Below are 22052 nucleotides of genomic sequence, written 5' to 3' on the forward strand. Positions count from 1 at the left end.
GTGCCTGAAAAAAGGAGTACCGTCATGCGCACGACCGACCACGTCCTCGACCTCGTTGCCGGAAAGCAGGCCTATGCCTCCCGCGCCGCTGGCGTTATCGGCGTGATGACGGCTGCATGGCGCCTGTTTCGAAGCCGATGCCAGATTGCGCGTCTGAATGAGCTGGATGACCGCCAACTGCTCGATATGGGGCTACGGCGCGAAGATGTGCACGAGGCGATCACCTCGCCCTTCTTCGACAATCCCGCCAGCTATCTGACGCGTGCGTCGCGAAACCGCGTGAGCCTCTTCTACAAGGGGATCCGTCACGATTGATTTCCCTATGGCGCATCCCGCCGCTTGAGATGCGCCAGTCGAGCATGATCCGCGCAAGCTGCCGCCAACGCGGGTCATGCTACGAATTTCGAAGTTTCGGTGCTGCTGCCTCTATCGCGCGCCCAAACGTTCCCCGCAGGGTAGAGCCAATAGACCCTGCCGCTTGGCCCGGTACATGAACCAAGACATGTACCGGGCCTTTTTCTTTTCCAGCAGGTGCCGGATTGGTGAGGGTAGCGTCGTCGAGCGTTTCCGGTTTAGACGGAGTCGCAGAAACGCTCTATCTCTTTGTTTTTACGCATTTCCAGGCGGAAAACCACTTCGCACTTTTTCTGGAAATGCTCTAATCCAGCTCAGGCCTTGTCGCCGGTGCCGGTCTTGTAGCTGTCGAACAGCGCCTCGATGTTCTTCTGATATTCCTTCTGCATTTCCAGCCCGCTGTCGAACATGCTGTTCATCATCTGCGAAAACTGGGCGACGGCAGGATTGTCAGCAGCCGGCTTGGCTGTCGTGCCGGCGCCGGTCTGCATCATGTCCTGGAACGCCTTCATGAAGGGATTATCGGCGAAGAGGTCGGGCGCCTTGGCCTTCTCTTCTTTCTTGCCGGCACCGAAGAAGTCCTGCATCGCCTGCGTAAACGGATTGTCGAAGGGGTTGGCCTGCGGCTCCGGCTTCCTGGCAAGGCCGGCCGCCTGCATCCACTGCTGCATCATCGTTGCCATCGGATTGTTGGCAAAGGCGACGTTCGCGCCTGCAAACTGGCCCGTCGCCTGCTTGAACAGCCCGCCCATCAACGTATCGGCCATGGCCGGCAGCATCTGCTTGTAGATCTCCTGGCTGATGCCGGTGACCTGGGCTGCCTGGGCCGCGATCGCGCGCGACATTTCCTTGGAGCCGAAGAGCTGGCCGAGGATGCCGTTGCCGTCGGCCATGCCTTGCGGCGTGAATGCCTGGCTCACGTCCTCGAAGTATTTGGCATAGCTGCCGCTGGACATCGCCGTCAGCAGCGCGCCGAAATCGTAGGGGTTTGTGGTGTTGCGCTTGAAGGCGGCGGAAAAGGCCGGGAGCAGCGCTGCGGTAGCTTTCGCCATCTGCTCCTGCGCAAGCCCGAATTGTCGAGCCATCAGCTCCGTGGCCTGTCCGTTCTGCGCCTGCGTGAACATGTCAAAAAGCGGTGCCATCCCCGGTTCCCTTCGGCTGCTGCCTGATTCCTTAGATCGGAACGATTTAAGGGGAAAATGATGCAGCAAGTGTAAAGCGTGGCAGCGTCCTTTGCGCGTCATGTCTGATGCGCGGCGCTGCAAGCGACGCATATCGTTGCACTATACCGGGAAATTGGAGGCTGGAAACCGCTTTTTACTGCATAATTCCTTAAATCCGGCTCGATTTAAGGACGAAATTATGCAGCAAGTTTAAGCGGTTACAGCGTCCTTGGGCGCGTCATGCCTGACGCGCGGCGCTGTAATGGCAGGCTTACCGGCTCAGTACTGGTACTCGGCAAAGACCGGATCGACGGAGCCATTCCAGCGGCCGTTGTAGAGCGACAGCAGATCCTCGGCGAGCGTTGCCTTCTTGGCAAGCACTTCGTCGAGCGGTGCGAGGAACTGGCTTTCGTCGATGCCGTCGCCGTTCAGCCGGTTGCGTCGCTTCAGGCCGCCGCGCGAGATCGAAACGACTTCGCGGGCGATGTCGTAGAGGCTGCCGGCGCGGAATTTTGTGTTGAGCGCCTGGGCGGGCACTGTGTCACGCAGTGAGCCGACCTCCTCGAAGGTCCAGTCGCGCGTGAGTGCTTCGGCGGCAGAGAGCGCCTCGCCGTCGTAAAGCAGGCCGACCCAGAAGGCAGGCAGAGCGCAGATCCGACGCCAGGGGCCGCCGTCGGCGCCCCGCATCTCCAGGAAGCGCTTGAGGCGCACGTCGGGGAAGAGGGTCGAGAGATGATTGGTCCAGTCGCCCATGTTCGGCTGCCAGTCGGCGATCTCGCCCTTGAGCGCTCCGCCCATGAACTGACGGAAGGTGACATGGGTACAGTCGTGATAGTGGTCGTCGCGAACGACAAAATACATAGGCACGTCGAGCGCCCATTCGACATAGTCCGCAAAGCCGAAGTCCGGCTTGAAAGCGGAAGGCAGAAGGCCGGAGCGCTGGTTGTCTGTGTCGCGCCAGATATCGCCGCGCCAGGACAGGAGCCCGTTCGGCTTGCCATCGGTGAAGGGGGAGCTTGCAAACAGAGCGGTCGCCAGCGGCTGCAGCTTCAAGGACACCTGCATCTTGCGGCGCATGTCCTCTTCCGAGGAGAAGTCGAGGTTCACTTGGATCGTGCAGGTGCGATACATCATGTCGAGACCCTTGGTGCCGACCTTGGGCATGTAGCGGCTCATGATGCCATAGCGCGATTTCGGCATGCGCGGCGTTTCGTCAAACGTCCATTTCGGGCTGCCACCGATGCCGAGGAAGCGAATGCCGAGTGGCTCGGCCACTTCGCGCAGGACGGCGAGGTGCTGGTTCGATTCCTTGCAAGTCTGGTGGAGGTTTTCGAGTGGCGCACCGGAGAGCTCGAACTGACCGCCCGGCTCCAGCGAGATCGCCCCGTTGCCGGAATGCTCGGCAAGACCGATGATATTGCCCTCGTCAACGATCGGATCCCAGCCGCTCTTTGCAGCCATACCGTTGAGCAGCGCCTGGATGCTGGCGTCGCCGTAATAGGGCACGGGGCTGTTGTCCGCCTTAAAGAAGGCAAACTTTTCGTGCTCCGTTCCGATCCGGAACCGCTCCTCCGGTTTCGAGCCCTCCGCCAGATAAGCGGTCAGGTCAGCGACAGAGGTTACCGGCGTCTGGTCGGTGGTATCTCGGGCCATGAGCGTCTTCTTTTGCTTGAGCGGTTCCGCCGGTCAGCGGAAGTGGATGGGGCTGCTTGAACCGTATTCAGGTGCGGTGCAAGTCAATTTCTTTCAAGATCTGTTCAAAAAAAGTATGCGCCGCGCTTGCGTGCGAACGACCGGTTAGTGCCAATCACCGACCGTTGCCTGTATGACCGCCATGGCCGCAACCGCTGCGGTATCGGCCCTGAGAATGCGGGGGCCAAGAGGAATGGCGGTGACGAAATCGAGGCTGCGCAGCAGGCTTCGCTCGCTGTCGGAAAAACCGCCTTCGGGCCCGATCAGCAGTGCCAGCTTCTTTTCCTTAATGCCGTTCAGGATCGGTAGCGGATTCTGGCTGTTGCTGCCTTCGTCGCAGAAGATGATGCGCCGATCCGCGGGCCAACTTTGCAGCAGGTCCTCAAGCCGGCGGGGCTCTTCGACACTGGGTATGCCGAGCACGCCACATTGTTCCGCGGCCTCGACGACATTGGCGCGCACCCGGTCGAGGTTGCCGATCTTGCCCTGAACATGTTGCGTCATCACCGGCTGGAGCACCCCGGCGCCCATCTCGACGGCCTTCTGCACGAGGTAGTCGAGGCGGCCGACCTTTAGCGGTGCAAAGAGATAGACGAGATCGCAAGGTGCCGGCTGCGGACGTGTCTGCTCGACGGCAGTCAGGATCAGGCGCTTCTTGGTCGGGAGCGAAAGCTCGGCTCGCCATTCGCCGTCGCGGCCGTTGAACACGAGGACGGACCCGCCTTCCTCGTAGCGGAGCACGTTGATCAAATAGTTGAACTGTTCCTTGGTCGTCTCCTGGGTTGCACCGGCATGGAGTGCATGTTCCACGAACAGTCGCTGCATGCGAAAATTGGCGCGCATGTCGATTACCTCTAGATGAACAGGCTGGAAAGGATGAAGTAGACGACGGCCGAAAGCAGGGCCGAGGCCGGAACGGTGATGACCCAGGCGGCAACGATCGTCAGAAAATGCGAGCGGCGCACCAGTCGGCGGCGGCGGACCTCGGCAAAGTTGGTCTCGGTCGATCCCATGAAGTCTGCCTGCCCGGTCTTCTGGCGCACATATTCCAGGCGACGCTGCGAGTGCCGAGTATACCATTCGCGGAAGAAGCCGACGCCGAAGACGGCGCCGACCGCCGTGTGGGTCGAGCTGATCGGCAGGCCGAGGGCGGAGGCGAGCAGCACGGTTACCGCGGTTGCCAGCGCAACGCAGAAGGCGCGCATCGGATTGAGGCGTGTGATTTCCTGGCCGACGACGCGGATCAGCCGTGGGCCATAGAGCAGCAGGCCGAGCGATATGCCGATGGCGCCGATCGCAAGTTCCCAAAGCGGTGTTGGCGATCTCTCCGTGGTGATGACACCGTCGAGCGCGGACACGATCGCCGACAGCGGACCGATGGCGTTGGAAACGTCATTGGCGCCGTGTGCGAAGGAAAGCAGCGCAGCCGCCAGGATCAGCGGCGCACGAAACAGCTTGCGTAGCGACTGATTGCGGTTGTCGAGACCCTCCGACTGACGGCGAATCCACGGTTTGCTCAGGAAATAGACGACGATGCCGACGATCAGGCCGAGGCCGAGGCCCGTCACCAGCGAGATCGAGGCAACCTGCACCAGGGCGATCACCGCGAGATAGGCGGTAAAACAACCTGCCGTCACCCCGAGAAGCACGGGCATCCAGCGCCTGGCCGATGCGATCTTGTCCTCGCGGTAGATGATGAATTCCTTGAGAAGCGCAAGGAAGGCAGCGGCGATGACGCCGCCGAGAACAGGTGAAATCGACCAACTGGCGGTGATGCCGGCAAGTTCCCACCATTGCACGCTGGAGACGCCTGCAGCCGCAATGCCCGCTCCGACGATGCCGCCAATGATCGAATGGGTCGTTGAAACCGGCGCGCCGGAATAGGTGGCGATATTGATCCAGACGGCCGACGAGGCGAGCGCCGCCATCATCACCCAGACGATCGTCTGGGCCCCGAGAATGTCTTCTCCGTAAATGATGCCCGCCTCGACCGTCAGTGTCACCTGACGGCCGGCGAGCATCGCGCCAGCGATTTCGAAGACGGCGGCGATTGTCAGCGCCGTTACCATCGACATCGCCTTGGCGCCAACGGCCGCGCCGACGTTGTTGGTGACGTCGTTGGCGCCGATGTTCATCGCCATGTAGCCGGCGATCGCGGCTGCGGCGATGATGATCGGCGCGGTCGCCGAGTTCGTCACGAAGCTTGCGGCAAATGCCATGCTGAGCAGCAGGAACAGGAGAGCGAGGCCCGGGGCTGCCAGACCACGCATCACCTGCTGCGATGCCTCCTCGGCAAGGCTGAACTTGTCCAGATCCTTGTCGAGCGTCTGCTTTTCAAGGCGCGTGCGCGACTTTGGCAATGGCGGTCTCCCTTTTCACCATGGCCACTACTGCCACCGCGAAATGCTTTCAAGCGGAATTGATGATGTCTGCAAAGCTGTGCAAAAGATGGCCGAAGATATCGCCCGCGGTGGCTAGCCGGTGACGGCCTTGGGGACCGGCGAGGGCGGTGCCGCCACGCGGCGGCCGAAGGCGAGGATAAGCTCCTTCAGTGTCGGCTCTGCGACACGGCTGGCTGCCTCCTCGCAGCTGACCCATTCCAGCTTGCGCACACCTTCCTCGGGGAAGTGCTTGCAGAGATCGTCTACCTCGAGGGCATGCACCTGGACCTTGACCGAGATCTTCAGGCCGTGATCCATGCGCTTCTTGTAGAGATAGAAGCCGGCCGGGGCCTTCTGCACTCGGCCCTTGACGCCTGCCTCTTCATAGGCCTCGCGCTCGGCCACCTCGTGGGCACGCTTGCCTTGCATAGGCCATCCCTTGGGAATGACCCAGCGGCCGGTATCACGGCTGGTGATCAGCAGAATCTCGAGCGCCTTGGACTTCTTGCGAACACGGAAACAGAGCGCTGCATATTGCATGCGCGCCGGTCGACGCAGCATCAGCTGCACATCGGATGCGAGCCGGTTCAGGAAGTTCAAGGTCGTTTGCTCTCCTCTTAGCGAATCAGTGTTCGTTGGACGTTCCAGCCAGTATGCCAGCGTCGCGTTGCGTGTAAACGTCGCACCGTGTCGGCTGCCGGATATGCGGTCAGCTTCGCTGCAAACTGTGGTCCCGATGCGACAGAATATGGTGCTTTCGCGCCTGTTTTGCCAGCGGGGCGGCAACCGGGCGTTGGTCCCGGCTTCAGCTCGCCTGATCGCGCTGCTGGAGGCGCAGCCGCGCGATGCGCGCCCACTCGCCGGTGCGCTCGGCCTCGCGGGTGGAGGCGGCAACAAAATCGATATGGCTTTGGGCAGCGGCCTTGGCCGCTTTCGGGTCTCCGGCCATGATCGCGTCGTAGATTGCCTCGTGTTGCGCGAGCAGCCGGTCACGCGCCCCTGGCGCGTCGAAGACCGAATTGCGGTGAAAAAAGATCCCCTGCGTCAGCAGCCGGTAACAGGCGCGCAGCGTGTGCATGAGGATGATGTTGTGGGCGCTTTCGCCGATCGCCTGATGCAACTCGACGTCGGAGGCTAGTTCGTCGTTGAAGTCACCACTGCGGTGGGCGGTTCGCATTCGCTCGATAATGCGCGTGAGGATATCGCGGTCGAAATCCGTTGCGCGCGTTGCCGCCAGTTCCGCGGTCAAGCCTTCGAGTTCGCGGCGATATTCGAGATAATCCTGCGTCGCCTTGTGGTGGCGGCCGATCAGCTCGATCAGCGGCTTGGAGAAGACTTCGCCGACGACATCGGCAACGAAGGTACCGCCGCCGTGGCGGCTCTCGACGAGGCCGCGCGCCTCCAGTTCCTTCAACGCTTCGCGCAGGATCGGCCGCGACACGTCGAAACGCTTCGACAGTTCCCGTTCGCCCGGCAGCCTGTCGCCGTCGCGCAGGATGCCTTCGAGGATGAGAAGCTCGATCTGTTGGACAACCTCGTCCGCCGTGCGGCTGTGGCTGATGCGGGCATAGAGGTCGATCTGGTCTTCGGTCACGCTTGGGTCTCCCATGCGCCGCAATCTAGGCATCGGCAGCCAACTGGTCAATTTCCTTGTCCACTTTGGCCGCCCTGACAAAAGTCAAACTGCGGCAATGCGTCCTTTTGCTTTTGCTCATTCGGTTGATAAGAGAGTCATGATGAACGCGTGAGGGGGATAAAGCGCTTCATGGCAAAGGGAAGTTTTGCATTTCCGGTCGCGCCGATGCGAGCGCAGGCGCTGGGCGAGGTCCATTCGCGGCCTTACGCCCTGGTGGCGACGCCGCGCGTGATCTTTCAGCTCGCCTTCATGACCGAGGGCGGCTCGATCGTCGACCACGCCGTTCTGTCGGAATTGTCGCGTTCGCGTGGCATTGCGCCGCCTGGACGCGATGCCAACCATCATGCCATGGCCTGGGGGCAGGGCACGCTGCGCTGGGAACGGCATACGGAATTTTCGACCTATTTTTGGGACGGCCCGGCGCCGGAGCATTTCGGTGGCGAGGTGGCGATCCACCCATTCGGCGACGGCTTTTCGCCGCCCGGCTCGCTCATTTCGGGCATCCGCCTCGAGATCCGCGCGGACTCACCGGAGACCCGCGAGGCGATCAAGGCTTTCGACCCGACCAGCCTCTGTTACAGCGAGACGAAGAACGGCCAGGCGATCCTCGTCACTGACTTTCGCCAGAACGGTGACGGTCTGACGCAGATCCTGGTGATCGACCGCGGCATGACCGAGGCCGGCACCGGCGCGTTGATCCAGCGTCTGCTCGATATCGAAACCTATCGGACGCTGGCGATGGTCGGCCTGCCGTTGGCGCAATCACTGTCGCCGGAGATCCGCCGCACCGAAGACGGCCTGACGGCGATCACTCAGCGCATGAAGGAGAACGTCCGCGAAGAGGCGGACGACATGCTGGCGGAGATCACCCGGCTTGCGGCCGATCTGGAGGCGGGTGCTGCACTCAGCCTCTATCGCTTCGGCGCCAGCCGCGCCTATTACGGCATCGTCCAGGAGCGCATCCGCACCCTGGCCGAGACGGCGGTCCCCGGCTACGAGACGATCGGCACCTTTCTCGAGCGTCGGCTGGCGCCGGCAATGCGCACCTGCCAGTCGGTGGAGGAGCGGCAGGCGAACCTGTCGCGCAAGCTCGCCCGCGCCACCGCGCTCCTGCGCAGTTGGGTCGATGTCGAACTGGAGCGGCAGAACAGCGCCCTTTTGAACTCGATGGATCGGCGCGCGAAGTTGCAGCTGCGGCTGCAGCAGACTGTCGAGGGTCTGTCGGTTGCCGCGATCTCCTATTACGTCGTCGGTCTGTTCGGCTATCTCGCCAAGGCGGTCAGCCATGAGCTGCCGATCGATCCCGGTCTGTTGACCGGACTTGCCGTGCCCTTCGCGGTCGCCGGCGTCTGGCTCATCGTTCGCCGCATCCGCCACCATCACGGCGACGGCGAGCACAAATAGCGCCTATCGTTCCCAATAGGGGACAGGCCCGTAGAGGCCGGCGAGATAATCGATGAACAGGCGCACCTTGGCCGGCAGGAACTGGCGGCTCGGGTAGACGGCCGATAGCGTCAGGTTCTTCGAGCCCTCCCATTGCGGCAGCACCTGCACCAGCTGGCCGCTGCGCAGCTCCGGGCCGATATCCCAGGTGGAGCGGAGCGCGATGCCGGCGCCGGCGATCACCGCCGCCCGGACGATTTCAGAGGAATTGGTCACCAGCGGCCCTTCGGGGTGCCAGACGAGCGATCCCTCCGGCCCTTCGAGCTTCCAGTTGTCGTTGTTGTGGGCGGGCAGGCAGAAATGCCGGGCGAGGTCGCCAATCTCGTTCGGGGCGCCGTTGCTGGCAATGTAGTCCGGCGAGGCGCAGAGCAGCCTGCGGACCGGCGCGAGCTTGCGCGCTACCAGGCTCGAATCGGTCAGCTCACCGATGCGCACGGCCATGTCGAAGCCCTCGGCGACGATATCGGTAAAGTCGTCGGTGAGCACGATGTGCAGCTTGAGATCCAGATGGTCCTTCATGAAGCCGGTCAGATGCGGCGCGATATGCATGCGGCCAAAGGAGGTCGGCGCCGAAATGCGAAGCACGCCCTGCGCCTGCGACGAGCGTCCTGAGGCATAGGCTTCCGCCTCTTCGATGCCCGTGAGGATGCCGAGCACGCGGTCGTAGAAGCCCTGGCCCGCCTCGGTTAGCGAGATCTGCCGGGTGGTGCGCTGCAACAGGCGCGTGCCCAGCCGGTCTTCCAGCCGCTTGATCCGTTTGGAGATGACCGCGGGGGAAAATCCGAGCGCCCGCCCTGCTGCCGACATACTGCCGGAGGAAACGACGCGTGCAAAAATCTCAAGATCGCCTAAATTCGTCATCAATCGTTGCCATTGTTTCCGAAATGGAAAAGCTCGATAGCATTTGCGAGGGGGCTATCCTAGTGGTAAAGAAAATGAACCAATTGACATATGGGCGGAGGATTTGATGGCGGAAACGATCGGCTTTCTGCAGCCAAGGCCGGCCGTCATCGCCCGGCGCCGCGAGATCGCTGCTGACCTGGCAGACCTGCTGCCATCAGGCTGCCTCATCAGCGACGAGCGCGGCTTAAAGCCGTTCGAGACCGATGCCTTCATCGCCTATCGCCGCATGCCGCTTGCCGTCGCCCTGCCCGAGACGACCGAACAGGTGGCAGCGGTGCTTAAATATTGCAGCCGCTACGGCATTCCCGTCGTGCCGCGTGGCGCCGGCACCTCTTTGTCCGGCGGCGCCATCCCCCAGGAAGACGCTGTGGTAATCGGCCTCTCGAAGATGTCGCGCATCCTCGATATCGACTTCTTCAACCGCACCGCGACGGTCCAGGCCGGTGTGACCAATCTCAATATTTCCGAAGCCGTTTCCGCCGATGGCTTCTTCTACGCGCCGGATCCGAGTTCGCAGCTTGCCTGCACCATCGGCGGCAATATCGGCATGAATTCCGGCGGCGCCCATTGCCTGAAATACGGCGTCACCACCAACAATCTGCTGGGCGTGAAGATGGTGCTGTTCGACGGCACGATCATTGATCTCGGCGGCAAGGCGTTCGATGCGGCCGGCTACGATCTGCTCGGCCTTGTCTGCGGCTCGGAGGGGCAGCTCGGCATCGTTACCGAGGCAACCGTGCGGCTGATCGCCAAGCCCGAGGGCGCCCGCCCGGTGCTGTTCGGCTTTGCCTCCTCTGAAGCCGCCGGCGCCTGCGTCGCCGACGTCATCGGTTCCGGCATCATCCCCGTCGCCATGGAATTCATGGACAAGCCGGCAATCGAGATCTGCGAAGCCTTTGCCCATGCCGGCTATCCGCTGGATGTGGAGGCGCTACTGATCGTCGAGGTGGAGGGCTCGGAGGCCGAGATGGACGCGATGCTCGCAAGCATCATCGACGTTGCCCGGCGCCACGGCGTTACCACAATCAAGGAAAGCCAATCGGCGCTCGAGGCGGCGCTGATCTGGAAGGGCCGCAAATCGGCGTTCGGCGCAACCGGACGCATCGCCGACTATATCTGCATGGACGGCACCGTGCCGCTCAGCCAGCTTTCCCACGTTCTGCGCCGCACCGGCGAGATCGTCGCTTCCTACGGTCTGCGCGTCGCCAATGTCTTTCACGCCGGCGACGGCAACATGCATCCGCTGATCCTCTACAACATCAACGACCCCGATGATGCGGCACGCGCCGAAAGCGCCGGCAACGACATCCTGAAGCTTTGCGTCGATGCCGGCGGATGCCTGACCGGCGAACATGGCGTCGGTATCGAGAAACGCGATCTCATGCTGCATCAGTTCACCCAGACCGATCTGGACCAGCAGATGGCGGCGCGCGCCGCCTTCGATCCACAATGGATCCTGAACCCGTCCAAGGTCTTTCCGCTCGAAGGACGCCCCGCCGCATGATCGTGCATTTCGAGCCTGCGAGCGAAGAGGGGATCGCAACCGTGGTTCGGGCGATGGCCGCGGAAAGGGCGTCGCTTACCGTCATCGGCGGCGGCACGCGCTCCGGCCTCGGCAACCCCGTGCGCGCCGACCGGGTGCTGTCCACCCGCCGTCTCTCAGGTATTGTCAGCTACAACCCGGCGGAAATGACCGTCAGCGCGCTCGCCGGGACGCCGCTTGCCGAGGTCGAGGCGGCCCTTGCCGAAAACCGGCAGATGCTGTCATTCGAACCGATGGACCACCGCCCGATCTTTGCAACGACCGGCGAACCGACGATCGGCGGGGTTTTCGCGGCCAATGTCTCGGGGCCGAGGCGCCTCATCGCCGGTGCCGCTCGCGACAGCCTGCTCGGCGTCCGTTTCGTCAATGGCAGGGGCGACGCGATCAAGGCTGGCGGCCGGGTGATGAAGAACGTCACCGGCCTCGATCTGGTAAAACTTTTGGCGGGCTCGCACGGAACGCTTGGAATTCTGACCGAGGTGACATTCCGCGTGCTGCCGAAGCCGCCAGCCTGCGAAACCGTCGTGGTCTCGGGCTTGAACGATGCCGAGGCGGCGGCCGTGATGGCAGAAGCCATGGCGCAAACGGTCGAGGTATCAGGTGCGGCGCATCTGGCCGAGAGCGTCCGCGGCCGGTTCATCGCCGGCGGCCTGCCCGATGGCGCAGCAACCGTTCTTCGGCTGGAAGGCTTGCAGGCCTCGGTCTCGATCCGCGCGGAAAAACTGTCGAAGGCGCTCGAAAAGTTCGGTCCGGTATCGCGGCTCGATGCGGAGCAGACGGCGGCGCTCTGGTTGGAGATCCGCGATGTGAAGCCCTATGCAGATGGCACGGATCGCCCGCTCTGGCGTGTCTCGGTTGCGCCTTCGGCCGGCCACCAACTGGTTGCCGCGTTGCGCCTGCAAACGGGTGTCGATGCCTTTTATGACTGGCAGGGCGGACTTGTGTGGCTGCGCATGGAGGCCGATCCGGAGGCGGCGCTGGTGCGCCGCTATATCAAGGCGCTTGGCGGCGCCCATGCGAGCCTCGTTCGCGCAGCTGACGGCTTTCGCGCGACCATTCCATCGTTCGAGCCGCAACCCGCGCCGGTGGCGCTGTTGAGCGAGCGCGTCCGGGAAAAGTTCGATCCACAGCGGATCTTCAATCCGGGCCGGATGCAGGCCGTCTCCTGAGGTACGGGGAAATGACGAGAGAGGGAGGTATCGATGAGTGACAATGGTCCGCAGGCTCCGCCTCCCAGAGAGACCGATCGCTGGCTGGAGCCCGGGAAGGTCAACGTCCAGGTCATTTATGTGCTCTATCTCGTCGCTTTCGCCGTGGGGATCACGTCTGTCATCGGCGTCGTGCTTGCTTATCTCAACCGCGGCAAGGGTGCGCCCTGGGTCCAGACACACTATACTTGGGCGATCCGCACCTTCTGGATTGCGCTGTTGTTCGGTCTCATCTCGGCGCTGCTGATGGTGTTGCTGATCGGGTTTTTAGGGTTTATCGCCACCGCGGTCTGGATCGTCGTGCGCTGTGTCGTCGGCCTGCAACGCGCCGCTCGCGAGGAGCCGATCAGCAATCCGGAAAGCTGGATGATCTAAACCGTGTGGCGCAAAAGTGTGTAGCGGTTTTGCGACAGCGACATGGGAAAACAAGAGCTTGAAATGCGGTAAGCGATCAGAGATCGCAACGCGCGTGAGGGGCAGAGCCCCGATACTGGAGTAGCCGCTTGCAAACGAACTTTACGCCCGCGCAGCTTGCCGATCCGCATGTGGCCGAATCCGAGGCCATCCTGCGCAAATGCGTGCATTGCGGTTTTTGCACCGCCACCTGTCCCACCTATGTGACGCTTGGCGACGAGCTCGATAGCCCGCGTGGCCGCATCTATCTCATCAAGGATATGCTGGAGAACAGTCGGCCGGCCGACACCGAAACCGTGACGCATATCGACCGCTGTCTGTCCTGTCTCGCCTGCACCACCACGTGTCCGTCAGGCGTCGACTACATGCATCTCGTTGATCATGCCCGTGTTCATATAGAGAAGACCTACAAGCGGCCATTGAAGGATAGGCTGGCCCGCGCCGTGCTGGCGCAAGTCCTGCCCTATCCCTCGCGTTTTCGCCTTGCCTTGAAGGCGGCCGCTTTCGGAAGGCCCTTTGCCAGGGTTCTGAAAAAGGTGGCGGCGCTCAAGACCTTCGGAGTGATGCTCGATCTGGCGCCGAAGGCGGTGCCGGAGCCCTCGGCGACCGCGATCACGGGCACCCATGCCGCCAGCGGCAAGCGCGTCGGCCGCGTTGCGCTGCTGAACGGTTGCGCGCAACCGGTACTGAAGCCGGAGATCAACGAGGCAACCATCCGCCTCCTTACCCGTCTCGGCATAGAGGTGGTCGTCTCGGCAGGCGAGGGCTGTTGCGGCGCGCTGGTGCATCACATGGGGCGGGAGGGCCAGGCGCTCGACGCGGCCCGGCGCAATGTCGATGCCTGGCTGAGCGTGGCAGACGAAGGTAGTCTCGATGCGATCATCATCACCGCATCCGGCTGCGGCACGACGATCAAGGATTATGGCCACATGCTGCGCCTCGACCCCGCCTATGCGGAAAAGGCAGCAAGGGTCTCGGCCATGGCGAAGGACATCACCGAATACCTGTCGACTCTGGATCTTCCAGTGCAGGATCCGCGCGGCATGACCGTGACCTATCATTCCGCCTGCTCCATGCAGCACGGCCAGAAGATCACCATGGCGCCGAAGCAACTGTTAAAACAGGCGGGGTTCGTCGTGCGCGATCCCGCAGAAGGCCATCTCTGTTGCGGCTCGGCCGGCACCTACAACATCCTGCAGCCGGAGATCTCGCAGAAGCTCAAGGACCGCAAGGTCAAGAACCTCGCGGCGACGAAGCCCGACGTGATCGCCACCGGCAATATCGGCTGCATCACCCAGATCGCGACCGGCACGGCGATCCCGATCGTCCACACGGTCGAACTGCTCGACTGGGCCTATGGCGGCGCGAAACCGGCTGGATTGTGAAACGAAAAATGCCGGCGCGATGGCGCCGGCATTGGTTTTTCTGGGCTATTTCTGGCGAGCGTATCAGCCGCCAAAGATCTGGCGGAAGATATCGACGCCGCGATCGTTGAAGTAGGTATCGCCGGTCTTGCTGCCGGGTCCGATGACGATCACCTTGGTGCCGACGTCGGCCCGGTCGTAGAGGTGCTCGATGTCGTTATTCATCATGCGGATGCAGCCCGAAGACATATTCTGGCCGATCGTCCACGGCTGGTTGGTGCCGTGGATGCGGAAGATCGTGTCGCGGCCGCCCTTATAGAGATACATGGCACGCGCGCCGAGCGGGTTGTCGATGCCGCCTTCCTGCGTGATCGGCAGGATGCGGCCCTTGGCGGCTTCGCGGCGGCGCATTTCTTCCGGCGGCGTCCAGGTCGGCCATTCAGCCTTGCGGCCCACCTTCACCACGCCTGACCAGCCGAAGCCTTCACGACCGACGCCGATACCGTATCGGGTCGCGCGGTTCGGACCGTCGATGTAGTAGAGAAACTTGTTGTTGGTATCGACAATGATCGTGCCGGGGGCTTCGTCGGTGCTGAAGCGAACCTTGGTGCGCCAGAATTGCTTCGGCGGCTTTTTCTGCGTCGCGACAAGGACGATATCACTGCTCTTGGGAGTGGTTCCGGATGTCGGCGCGGGCGTGAAAGCCTGGGCATTGGCGGCGGCAAGAATAGCGCTGGTCGCGATGGCGATCGCGACCAATTTGCTGGCATGACGTTTCATATACGATTCCCTCTAAGCCCTCGTTACATCAAGGCTATGCAAATTGGCCCGAAGTTCAAGCCCGGGATACATCCGATAGACCGAACATGGTCACGGATTTTGTATCTTTAAGCCCGTCTGTTGCCTGAAGATCACGACCAGGCAACAGCAAAACGTATGGGGAGAGGGAAATATTCTATGTCCGGCGCCAATTATATGACGATAACCTTGGTGCCGACATTCACCCGTTCATAGAGATCGACGACGTCCTCGTTGCGCATGCGGATGCAGCCTGAGGAGACCGCGTAACCGATCGTCCAGGGCGCATTGGTGCCGTGGATGCGGTAAAGCGTCGAGCCGAGATACATGGCGCGTGCGCCAAGCGGATTTTCCGGGCCGCCGTCCATGCGGGCCGGCAGGTAGTGCCCCTTGGCGGCTTCGCGCGAGATCATTTCCGTCGGCGGCGTCCAGCTCGGCCATTCCGCCTTGCGGGTGACCTTATGAGCGCCGGCCCATTCGAACCCCGGCTTGCCGACGCCGACACCGTAGCGCCGTGCCTGACCATTACCGGCGACAAGGTAGAGGAAACGATTGTTGGTATCGATGACGATCGTGCCTGCCTTTTCCTTGCCGTCGTAGGCAACTGTCTGCGGCAGATACTGCGGGTCGAACTTAGACTTGACGGGACGCTGGGCGCGGGTGGCGTTGACCGGTTGTACCAGCGGGGCGCCGACGCGGCGTTTTGCCTGCGGCTTCACGGTCAGGCCCTGATAATACTGTTTTCGGGTGGTGGTCGGTATCTGCTGGCGGTAGATGACCCGGCGCGCCTGTTGCGGCTGGCCGCCGAGCTGCATCACCCACGGGGCGGTCAGGTCTGGGCTGACGATCACCGGCGGCCGGTTCTGGTACCGGTCCTGGGCCTGCGCCTGGCCGGCGACGAGGGTGAGGATGGATGCGGCTACAACAAGGGATTTTTTCAACATCGGACGGACTCGCTACCTTTCGCCGAAACGTATCAAAATGGGGCGCGGCCAGCCGGAGAACGGGTCTCCAGGACGGACGGCATGCGCCTTGGCAATGGGGCGATCGTGTCATCGCGGCGCCACGGAATGGTAAACGGCAGCCCGCGAAAGGGAGGAAGCGCCGATAAAGCTTTGGGTAGGGTTATCCGTCGCTTTAGGAATCTGGTTTGTGAATGGTAAATGCGGAAGAGCACGATGAAACGGGGCTGGTAATGACGACCAAGGGCATAATGATTGGCGAAGACGGCCTTGGGCGTTGCGCCTGGCAGAGCAATCTCGATGACTACAGACGGTATCACGACGAGGAATGGGGGCGGCCGGTTACCGATGACCGGCGCCTCTTCGAGAAGATCTGTCTGGAGGGGTTTCAATCCGGCCTCTCCTGGCTGACGATCCTGCGCAAGCGCGAGGCCTTTCGCGCCGCCTTCGCCGGCTTCGACGTCGATGCGGTTGCCGCCTTCGGCGATGCTGACATCGAGCGCTGCCTTGGCAATACCGGCATCGTGCGCCATCGCGGCAAAATCGTCTCGACCATCAACAACGCCAAGCGCGCCCAGGAGCTTAAAGCCGAGTTTGGTTCGCTTGCTGCCTATTTCTGGTCGCACGAACCCGGCCCGGACGAGCGGCCGGCATTTGTCAGCTATGAAGCGATCGCCGCCAATCCGACGACTCCGACCTCGACGCTGATCTCCAAGGATCTGAAAAAGCGCGGCTGGACCTTCGTCGGCCCGACGACGATCTATGCCTTCATGCAGGCCATGGGGCTTGTCAACGACCACATCGAAGGCTGCCATTGCCGCGCGACGGTCGAGGACATGCGGCGGGCGCTGACGCGCCCGCAACCCTGAATTTGCATCTTTCCAGGAACGGCTTCAGCCACCGTTCTTGGCAAGCCAATCCTTCATCATCTGGATCTCGCCCTCCTGGGCCTTGATGATGTCTTCCGCCAGTTTGCGCAGTTGTTCGTCCTTGCCGTATTCGAGTTCGACCCTGGCCATGCCGATCGCGCCCTGATGATGGGCGATCATGCCCCGCACGAAGTCGACATCGGCGTTGCCGGTAAAGGCGATGTCCATGCCCTTGTGCATGCGGGCGTTGACCTCGGCGAAAGCCTTGCTGGAGGCGGAGGTGTCGCCGGCCGGCGCCGCCGCCTCAGCCGATCCGTGATGCATGCTGCTGCCGTGGTCCTGGGCCATAGCGGGAGCATAAAGTGACGCGATCAGGACTGAGGCTGCTATGATCGTTTTCAAAGACATGATGGTTTCCTTCTTCATCTCATTATCATCTCGCGCGACTGAGGCAGCGCCGTGCAATCGCCGAAATGTCGGCCGGTTGTTGCGGCCGGTCATATGGAATTTCGTTTCGTCAGCGCAGCCGATACACCCGAAGGTGAGCCACGATGACGGTCACACAAGCAGGAACGACTTGGGTGGTGGCGAGCGCGGCCCGATCGCGTGCAATGCGGGATATGTCGCTGCCGCCAGACGCGACGATGTCGTGGTCGCCGGATCGAACATCAAGGCAATTGGCTCGATCGCGATGCAGGCCGAACAGGACGAAGGATGCGCCTGTTTTTTCGAGTGGTCCTTGCATGCCCGGATATCTTCGCAGGAGATCGCATGGCCAGCGTGAACGGCTTGCTTTTGCGACGAGTCATGGGCGGCGGTTTGTGCGGCACCGGCCGCCAGGTCCTGGGCCTGCAGCATCGCCGAAGGCGCGCCTGAGAACAGGGCTGCAACGAACAGGAGTATGACGGCGGCAAAACGCATGCCCTTTACTTAGGATGGCCCGTGGCAAAGAGAAGACGTGATCGGCACGCTGCCGGTCCGATCGTTGCCTTCGCGCACGCCTGGAGCCGCTTTGCGCCGTGCTAACCCTTGCCGCCCATGCCTCTATCCGATAGGGAAAGCTCGAAACCCGCTGACAGTCCGGAATGCTCCCCATGACCGAGAAACAAAAGAAACCGCAGAAGCTCAAGGCACGCCTTCCGCGTGGCTTTGTCGACCGTTCGGCCGCCGATATTCGCGCCACCGACGACATGATCGTCAAGATCCGCGAAGTCTATGAGCGTTATGGTTTCGATCCGGTCGAAACGCCGCTGTTCGAATACACCGATGCGCTTGGAAAATTCCTGCCCGACAGCGACCGCCCGAACGAGGGCGTGTTTTCGCTGACGGATGACGACGACCAGTGGATGTCGCTGCGCTACGACCTGACGGCGCCGCTTGCCCGTCACGTCGCCGAGAACTTCAACGAGATCCAGCTTCCCTTCCGCACCTATCGCGCCGGCTACGTTTTCCGCAACGAAAAGCCGGGCCCGGGTCGCTTCCGCCAGTTCATGCAGTTCGATGCCGATACGGTCGGTGCCGCCGGCGTCCAGGCGGATGCCGAAATGTGCATGATGATGGCCGACACGATGGAAGCGCTCGGCATCAAGCGCGGCGACTACGTGATCCGGGTCAACAACCGCAAGGTTCTTGATGGCGTCATGGAGGCGATTGGCCTCGGCGGCGACGACAAGGCGAATGCCCGCCTGACGGTGCTGCGCGCCATCGACAAGCTCGACAAGTTCGGTCCCGAAGGCGTGCGCCTGCTGCTCGGCGAAGGCCGCAAGGACGAGAGCGGCGACTTCACCAAGGGCGCCGGTCTGAACGGCGAGCAGATCGACAAGGTCCTGTTCTTCGTTGGCATCCAGGACTACGCCGAAAGTGCCGCCGAACTCGCAGCGCTCGTTGCCGGCACAGCCAAGGGCGGCGAGGGCGTCGAGGAACTCAACACCATCCGCAGCCTGGTCGTGAGCGCGGGCTACGAGGCCGATCGCATCAAGATCGACCCTTCGGTCGTTCGCGGTCTCGAATATTACACCGGCCCGGTTTTCGAGGCCGAGTTGCAGTTTGCCGTCACCAATGAGAAGGGCGAAAAGGTCGTCTTCGGTTCGGTCGGCGGCGGCGGACGTTACGATGGTCTCGTCTCGCGCTTCATGGGCCAGCCGGTGCCGGCCACCGGTTTCTCGATCGGTGTTTCGCGCCTGATGACCGCGCTCAAGAACCTTGGCAAGCTCGGCACGTCGGACGTCGTGGCACCGGTCGTCGTCTGCGTTATGGACCGTGACATCGACAGCATGGGCCACTACCAGCGCTTCGTGCAGCAGCTCCGCCATGCCGGCATTCGCGCCGAGATGTACCAGGGCAACAAGAAGAACTTCGGCGACCAGCTGAAATACGCCGACCGTCGCGGTGCGCCGCTCGCGATCATTCAGGGCGGCGACGAGCGCGCCGCCGGTCTGGTGCAGATCAAGGATCTGATCGAGGGCAAGCGCTTGTCGGGCGAAATCGAGGACAATGCGGCATGGCGCGAGGCGCGGGTGGCGCAGGTCTCCGTGCCCGCAGGCGACCTTGTCGAAAAGGTGCGTGAAATGCTCGCGGCACAGGCCGAGGACCGGGCAAGGGCAGGCTGACGGCGATGCCTCTGATCAACCTTCCCGCCTTCTCCGCAGATCTGCTTGCCGAGTTCGAAAGTCTCGGCACGCTTCGGGTCGACACACCGGTGATCCAACCGGCGGAGCCGTTTCTCGCCATGGCTGGCGAGGATCTTCGCCGCCGCATCTTCATGACCGAGAGTGAGACCGGAGAGAGCCTCTGTCTGCGGCCGGAATTCACCATCCCCGTCTGCCTTCGCCACATCGAAACGGCAACCGGCACGCCCAAGCGTTATGCCTATCTCGGCGAAGTGTTTCGTCAGCGCCGCGAAGGCGGCAACGAATTCTATCAGGCCGGCATCGAAGATCTCGGTGATACCGATATCGCCGCCTCCGACGCGCGTGCGGTCGGCAATGCCATGCGGGTGGTTGCCAATCGTCTTCCTGGCCGGCGCCTGGCGGTCACGCTCGGCGACCAGTCGGTCTTCGAAGCGGTCGTCGGTGCCTGTGGCCTGCCGGGCGGCTGGCAGAAGCGGCTGATCCATGCCTTCGGCGACCAGAAGCACCTGCAGAAGCTGCTTGCCGAGCTTGCCGATCCAAAGGCTGCCGGCGTCTTTGGCCCCGAGGTCGAGCGGCTGGCGATCGCCGGCATGCTCGATGACGAGGTGCGGCTTGTCGCCCATATCGGCGAAACCATGGAGGCGACGGGCTACTCCACCAATGCCAGCCGCTCGCCGCAGGACATCGCCCGCCGCCTGAAGGAAAAGATGGAACTGGCGAATACCCGGCTCGATCCGGAAACGCTGGATCTCGTGCGTGAATTCCTGGCGCTCGACATGCCGCTTGCCGAAGCGCCTGCCGCACTCTTCCGCTTTGCCGAGAAGACCGGATTGACGCTCGATGGAGCGCTGGCGCGTTTTGACGCGCGCGTGGCGGCGCTTGCCGGCATCGGCGCCGATGTCGATGTCATTCGCTATCGTGCCGCCTTCGGCCGCCCGCTCGACTATTATACCGGCCTCGTCTTCGAAGTCGAAGTCGAGGGGACACCGGCGGTGCTTGCCGGTGGCGGGCGCTTCGACCGGCTCCTAACCCTGCTTGGCGCGCGCGAACATATTCCCGCCGTCGGCTTCTCGCTCTGGCTCGACCGGATCGAAGCGGCGATCGCCGCCAGCGGAGGTGCCGCATGACCATCACCATCGCATTGCCGTCCAAGGGGCGGATGAAGGACGACGCCTCGGCGATCTTCGAGCGCGCCGGCATGAAGATCGTCGCCGTCGGCAATGACCGCTCCTATCGCGGCCGTGTCGAAGGCTGGGACGATGTCGAGATCGCCTTCCTGTCGGCCTCGGAGATTTCGCGCGAGCTCGGCAACGGCTCGATCGATTTCGGCGTCACCGGAGAAGACCTTGTGCGCGAGGGGCTTGCCAATGCCGACGCTCGCGTCGAGTTCTGCGCCCGCCTCGGCTTCGGCCATGCCGATGTCGTCGTCGCCGTTCCGGAGATCTGGTACGACGTCGACACCATGGCCGACCTCGGCGACGTCGCCGCCGACTTCCGCGCCCGCCACGGGCGGCGGCTGGCGATTGCCACCAAATACTGGCGGCTGACGCAGAACCACTTTTCCGGCAGCCACGGCATCCAGCTCTACCACATCGTCGAAAGCCTCGGAGCGACCGAGGGTGCGCCGGCCTCCGGCTCTGCCGACATCATCGTCGACATCACCTCGACCGGTTCGACCCTGCATGCCAACCACCTGAAGACCCTTGCCGACGGCGTCATACTGCGGTCGGAGGCCTGCCTGGTGCGTGCACGCAAGCCGGCGCATGACGGCGACCCGATCGTCGGTCGCATTCTCTCGGCGGTGCGCGACGCGCTTTGAAACTTAAGAACCGCCGCTCAGGCGCTCTGCCGGGCGCAGCGCAGGTTGGTATCTGCGCGGCGCAAGCGGCGGGTGCCGTTCGCGCCATTCGTTTCGAGGAGCATTCCATGGCCGACCTTTCCGCCTTTCCGATCACCAAGCGCTGGCCTGCGAAGAACCCGGACATCGTCCCAGCTCTATTCCTTGCCGACGCCGAACGGCGTGAAGATCTCCATTGTGCTCGAAGAACTGGGATTGCCCTACGAGGCGCACCGGATCTCGTTCGACACCAACGACCAGAAATCGGCGGAATTCCTGTCGCTCAACCCCAATGGCCGCATTCCGGCGATCATCGATCCGCACGGCCCTGGCGGCAAGGCGATCGGGTTGTTCGAGTCTGGGGCGATCCTTCTCTATCTCGCGGAAAAGACAGGGAAACTTCTGCCTTCGGATGCGGCCGCGCGTTATGAAGCGATCTGCTGGGTGATGTTCCAGATGGGCGGCGTCGGCCCGATGCTCGGCCAGTTCGGTCACTTCTTCAAATTCGCTGCCGACAAGGTCGCCAACAACATCTATCCGGTGGAGCGCTACCGCGACGAATCGAAACGGCTGCTGGGCGTGCTGGAGGGGCGGCTCCAGGGGCGGTAATGGCTGATGGGCGATGAGTATACGATCGCCGACATCGCCACCTATCCCTGGGTCGAAGGAGCGCGCAAATTCTATGGCGGCGCCGATGTGCTCGACTACAAGAGCTTCCCGAATGTGATGGCCTGGGTCGACCGAGGACTGGCGCGTCCGGCAGCGCAAAAGGGCATGGAGATCCCGGCCAAGGGCTGACGATCGGCCGGCGTGGCCGTCGTTCGAGTTGACGAGGCTCGGGCGGAAAGGCTACGC

General features: G+C 62.6%; 21 protein-coding genes and 1 pseudogene. 11 read left to right on the top strand and 11 right to left on the bottom strand.

Annotated features, from left to right (window positions below; genetic code table 11):
- Positions 1–24: 24 nt before the first annotated feature.
- The gene (locus tag ASD52_RS15160) at positions 25–315 is read left to right on the top strand and encodes a DUF1127 domain-containing protein (protein WP_057211569.1); all 291 of its coding nucleotides are present in this window, start codon (positions 25–27) and stop codon (positions 313–315) included.
- 353 nt (positions 316–668) lie between these two features.
- On the opposite strand, the gene ASD52_RS15165 is transcribed toward ASD52_RS15160, so the two are convergent.
- The 6 genes from ASD52_RS15165 to ASD52_RS15190 all read right to left on the bottom strand — a co-directional run bounded on the left by ASD52_RS15165 (position 669) and on the right by ASD52_RS15190 (position 7184).
- Positions 669–1496: a DUF937 domain-containing protein gene (locus ASD52_RS15165; RefSeq protein WP_057211571.1), complete on the bottom strand. Its 828-nt coding sequence runs from the start codon at positions 1494–1496 to the stop codon at positions 669–671.
- Positions 1497–1796: 300 nt separating this feature from the next.
- Positions 1797–3170 (bottom strand): glutamate--cysteine ligase, encoded by a 1374-nt coding sequence (locus ASD52_RS15170; protein WP_025426035.1) that lies wholly within the window; start codon positions 3168–3170, stop codon positions 1797–1799.
- A 144-nt stretch (positions 3171–3314) separates the two neighbouring features.
- Complete coding sequence (locus tag ASD52_RS15175) at positions 3315–4052, bottom strand: 16S rRNA (uracil(1498)-N(3))-methyltransferase (RefSeq protein WP_025426036.1); 738 nt, start codon at positions 4050–4052, stop codon at positions 3315–3317.
- A gap of 11 nt (positions 4053–4063) precedes the next feature.
- Positions 4064–5569, bottom strand: coding sequence for an inorganic phosphate transporter (locus tag ASD52_RS15180; RefSeq protein WP_025426037.1), 1506 nt, complete (start codon positions 5567–5569; stop codon positions 4064–4066).
- 114 nt (positions 5570–5683) lie between these two features.
- Positions 5684–6190, bottom strand: a complete 507-nt coding sequence (locus ASD52_RS15185) for an NUDIX hydrolase (RefSeq protein WP_025426038.1) — start codon at positions 6188–6190, stop codon at positions 5684–5686.
- Positions 6191–6395: 205 nt separating this feature from the next.
- Positions 6396–7184 (bottom strand): FadR/GntR family transcriptional regulator, encoded by a 789-nt coding sequence (locus tag ASD52_RS15190; protein WP_025426039.1) that lies wholly within the window; start codon positions 7182–7184, stop codon positions 6396–6398.
- Between the two features lie 171 nt (positions 7185–7355).
- Between ASD52_RS15190 and ASD52_RS15195 the strand changes: the two genes are divergently transcribed.
- Positions 7356–8630, top strand: coding sequence for a DUF3422 family protein (locus tag ASD52_RS15195; RefSeq protein ID WP_025426040.1), 1275 nt, complete (start codon positions 7356–7358; stop codon positions 8628–8630).
- 3 nt (positions 8631–8633) lie between these two features.
- On the opposite strand, the gene ASD52_RS15200 is transcribed toward ASD52_RS15195, so the two are convergent.
- Positions 8634–9530, bottom strand: a complete 897-nt coding sequence (locus tag ASD52_RS15200; protein WP_025426041.1) for a LysR family transcriptional regulator — start codon at positions 9528–9530, stop codon at positions 8634–8636.
- 106 nt (positions 9531–9636) lie between these two features.
- On the opposite strand from ASD52_RS15200, the gene ASD52_RS15205 reads away from it, so the two are divergent.
- The 4 genes from ASD52_RS15205 to glcF all read left to right on the top strand — a co-directional run bounded on the left by ASD52_RS15205 (position 9637) and on the right by glcF (position 14122).
- A complete protein-coding gene (locus ASD52_RS15205; protein ID WP_025426042.1) occupies positions 9637–11076 on the top strand; it encodes an FAD-linked oxidase C-terminal domain-containing protein in 1440 nt (479 codons plus the stop codon).
- A complete protein-coding gene (gene glcE / locus ASD52_RS15210; RefSeq protein WP_057224778.1) occupies positions 11073–12284 on the top strand; it encodes a glycolate oxidase subunit GlcE in 1212 nt (403 codons plus the stop codon). The genes ASD52_RS15205 and glcE overlap by 4 nt, the downstream gene beginning before the upstream one ends.
- Positions 12285–12317: 33 nt before the next feature.
- The gene (locus ASD52_RS15215; protein ID WP_025426044.1) at positions 12318–12698 is read left to right on the top strand and encodes a DUF4870 domain-containing protein; all 381 of its coding nucleotides are present in this window, start codon (positions 12318–12320) and stop codon (positions 12696–12698) included.
- 128 nt (positions 12699–12826) lie between these two features.
- Positions 12827–14122 carry a glycolate oxidase subunit GlcF gene (gene glcF, locus ASD52_RS15220; protein ID WP_025426045.1) on the top strand — a complete coding sequence of 432 codons (1296 nt, stop codon included), beginning with the start codon at positions 12827–12829 and terminating at the stop codon, positions 14120–14122.
- Between the two features lie 63 nt (positions 14123–14185).
- Here glcF and ASD52_RS15225 read toward each other — a convergent pair whose 3' ends face one another.
- Positions 14186–14881: a L,D-transpeptidase gene (locus tag ASD52_RS15225; protein ID WP_025426046.1), complete on the bottom strand. Its 696-nt coding sequence runs from the start codon at positions 14879–14881 to the stop codon at positions 14186–14188.
- Between the two features lie 191 nt (positions 14882–15072).
- On the bottom strand, positions 15073–15843 hold the full coding sequence (locus tag ASD52_RS15230) for a L,D-transpeptidase (protein WP_025426047.1): 771 nt from the start codon (positions 15841–15843) through the stop codon (positions 15073–15075).
- A gap of 251 nt (positions 15844–16094) precedes the next feature.
- Between ASD52_RS15230 and ASD52_RS15235 the strand changes: the two genes are divergently transcribed.
- Entirely contained in the window at positions 16095–16730 is a 636-nt protein-coding gene (locus tag ASD52_RS15235; protein ID WP_025426048.1) for a DNA-3-methyladenine glycosylase I, read from the top strand.
- A 24-nt stretch (positions 16731–16754) separates the two neighbouring features.
- Here the strand turns inward: ASD52_RS15235 and ASD52_RS15240 are convergent, their stop codons facing one another.
- Positions 16755–17138 (bottom strand): DUF305 domain-containing protein, encoded by a 384-nt coding sequence (locus ASD52_RS15240; protein ID WP_025426049.1) that lies wholly within the window; start codon positions 17136–17138, stop codon positions 16755–16757.
- A 150-nt stretch (positions 17139–17288) separates the two neighbouring features.
- Positions 17289–17651, bottom strand: coding sequence for a hypothetical protein (locus ASD52_RS15245; protein WP_057224780.1), 363 nt, complete (start codon positions 17649–17651; stop codon positions 17289–17291).
- A 173-nt stretch (positions 17652–17824) separates the two neighbouring features.
- Between ASD52_RS15245 and hisS the strand changes: the two genes are divergently transcribed.
- The 4 genes and pseudogenes from hisS to ASD52_RS15265 all read left to right on the top strand — a co-directional run bounded on the left by hisS (position 17825) and on the right by ASD52_RS15265 (position 21995).
- Positions 17825–19339, top strand: a complete 1515-nt coding sequence (gene hisS, locus ASD52_RS15250) for a histidine--tRNA ligase (protein WP_025426051.1) — start codon at positions 17825–17827, stop codon at positions 19337–19339.
- A 5-nt stretch (positions 19340–19344) separates the two neighbouring features.
- Positions 19345–20487: an ATP phosphoribosyltransferase regulatory subunit gene (locus ASD52_RS15255; RefSeq protein ID WP_025426052.1), complete on the top strand. Its 1143-nt coding sequence runs from the start codon at positions 19345–19347 to the stop codon at positions 20485–20487.
- On the top strand, positions 20484–21179 hold the full coding sequence (hisG, locus tag ASD52_RS15260; RefSeq protein WP_025426053.1) for an ATP phosphoribosyltransferase: 696 nt from the start codon (positions 20484–20486) through the stop codon (positions 21177–21179). Before ASD52_RS15255 ends, hisG begins: the two co-directional genes overlap by 4 nt.
- 107 nt (positions 21180–21286) lie before the next feature.
- A pseudogene (locus tag ASD52_RS15265) lies at positions 21287–21995 on the top strand (glutathione binding-like protein).
- Positions 21996–22052: the final 57 nt, after the last annotated feature.

Source organism: Ensifer sp. Root142 (assembly GCF_001426785.1).
GTDB classification, from domain to species: domain Bacteria; phylum Pseudomonadota; class Alphaproteobacteria; order Rhizobiales; family Rhizobiaceae; genus Ensifer; species Ensifer canadensis.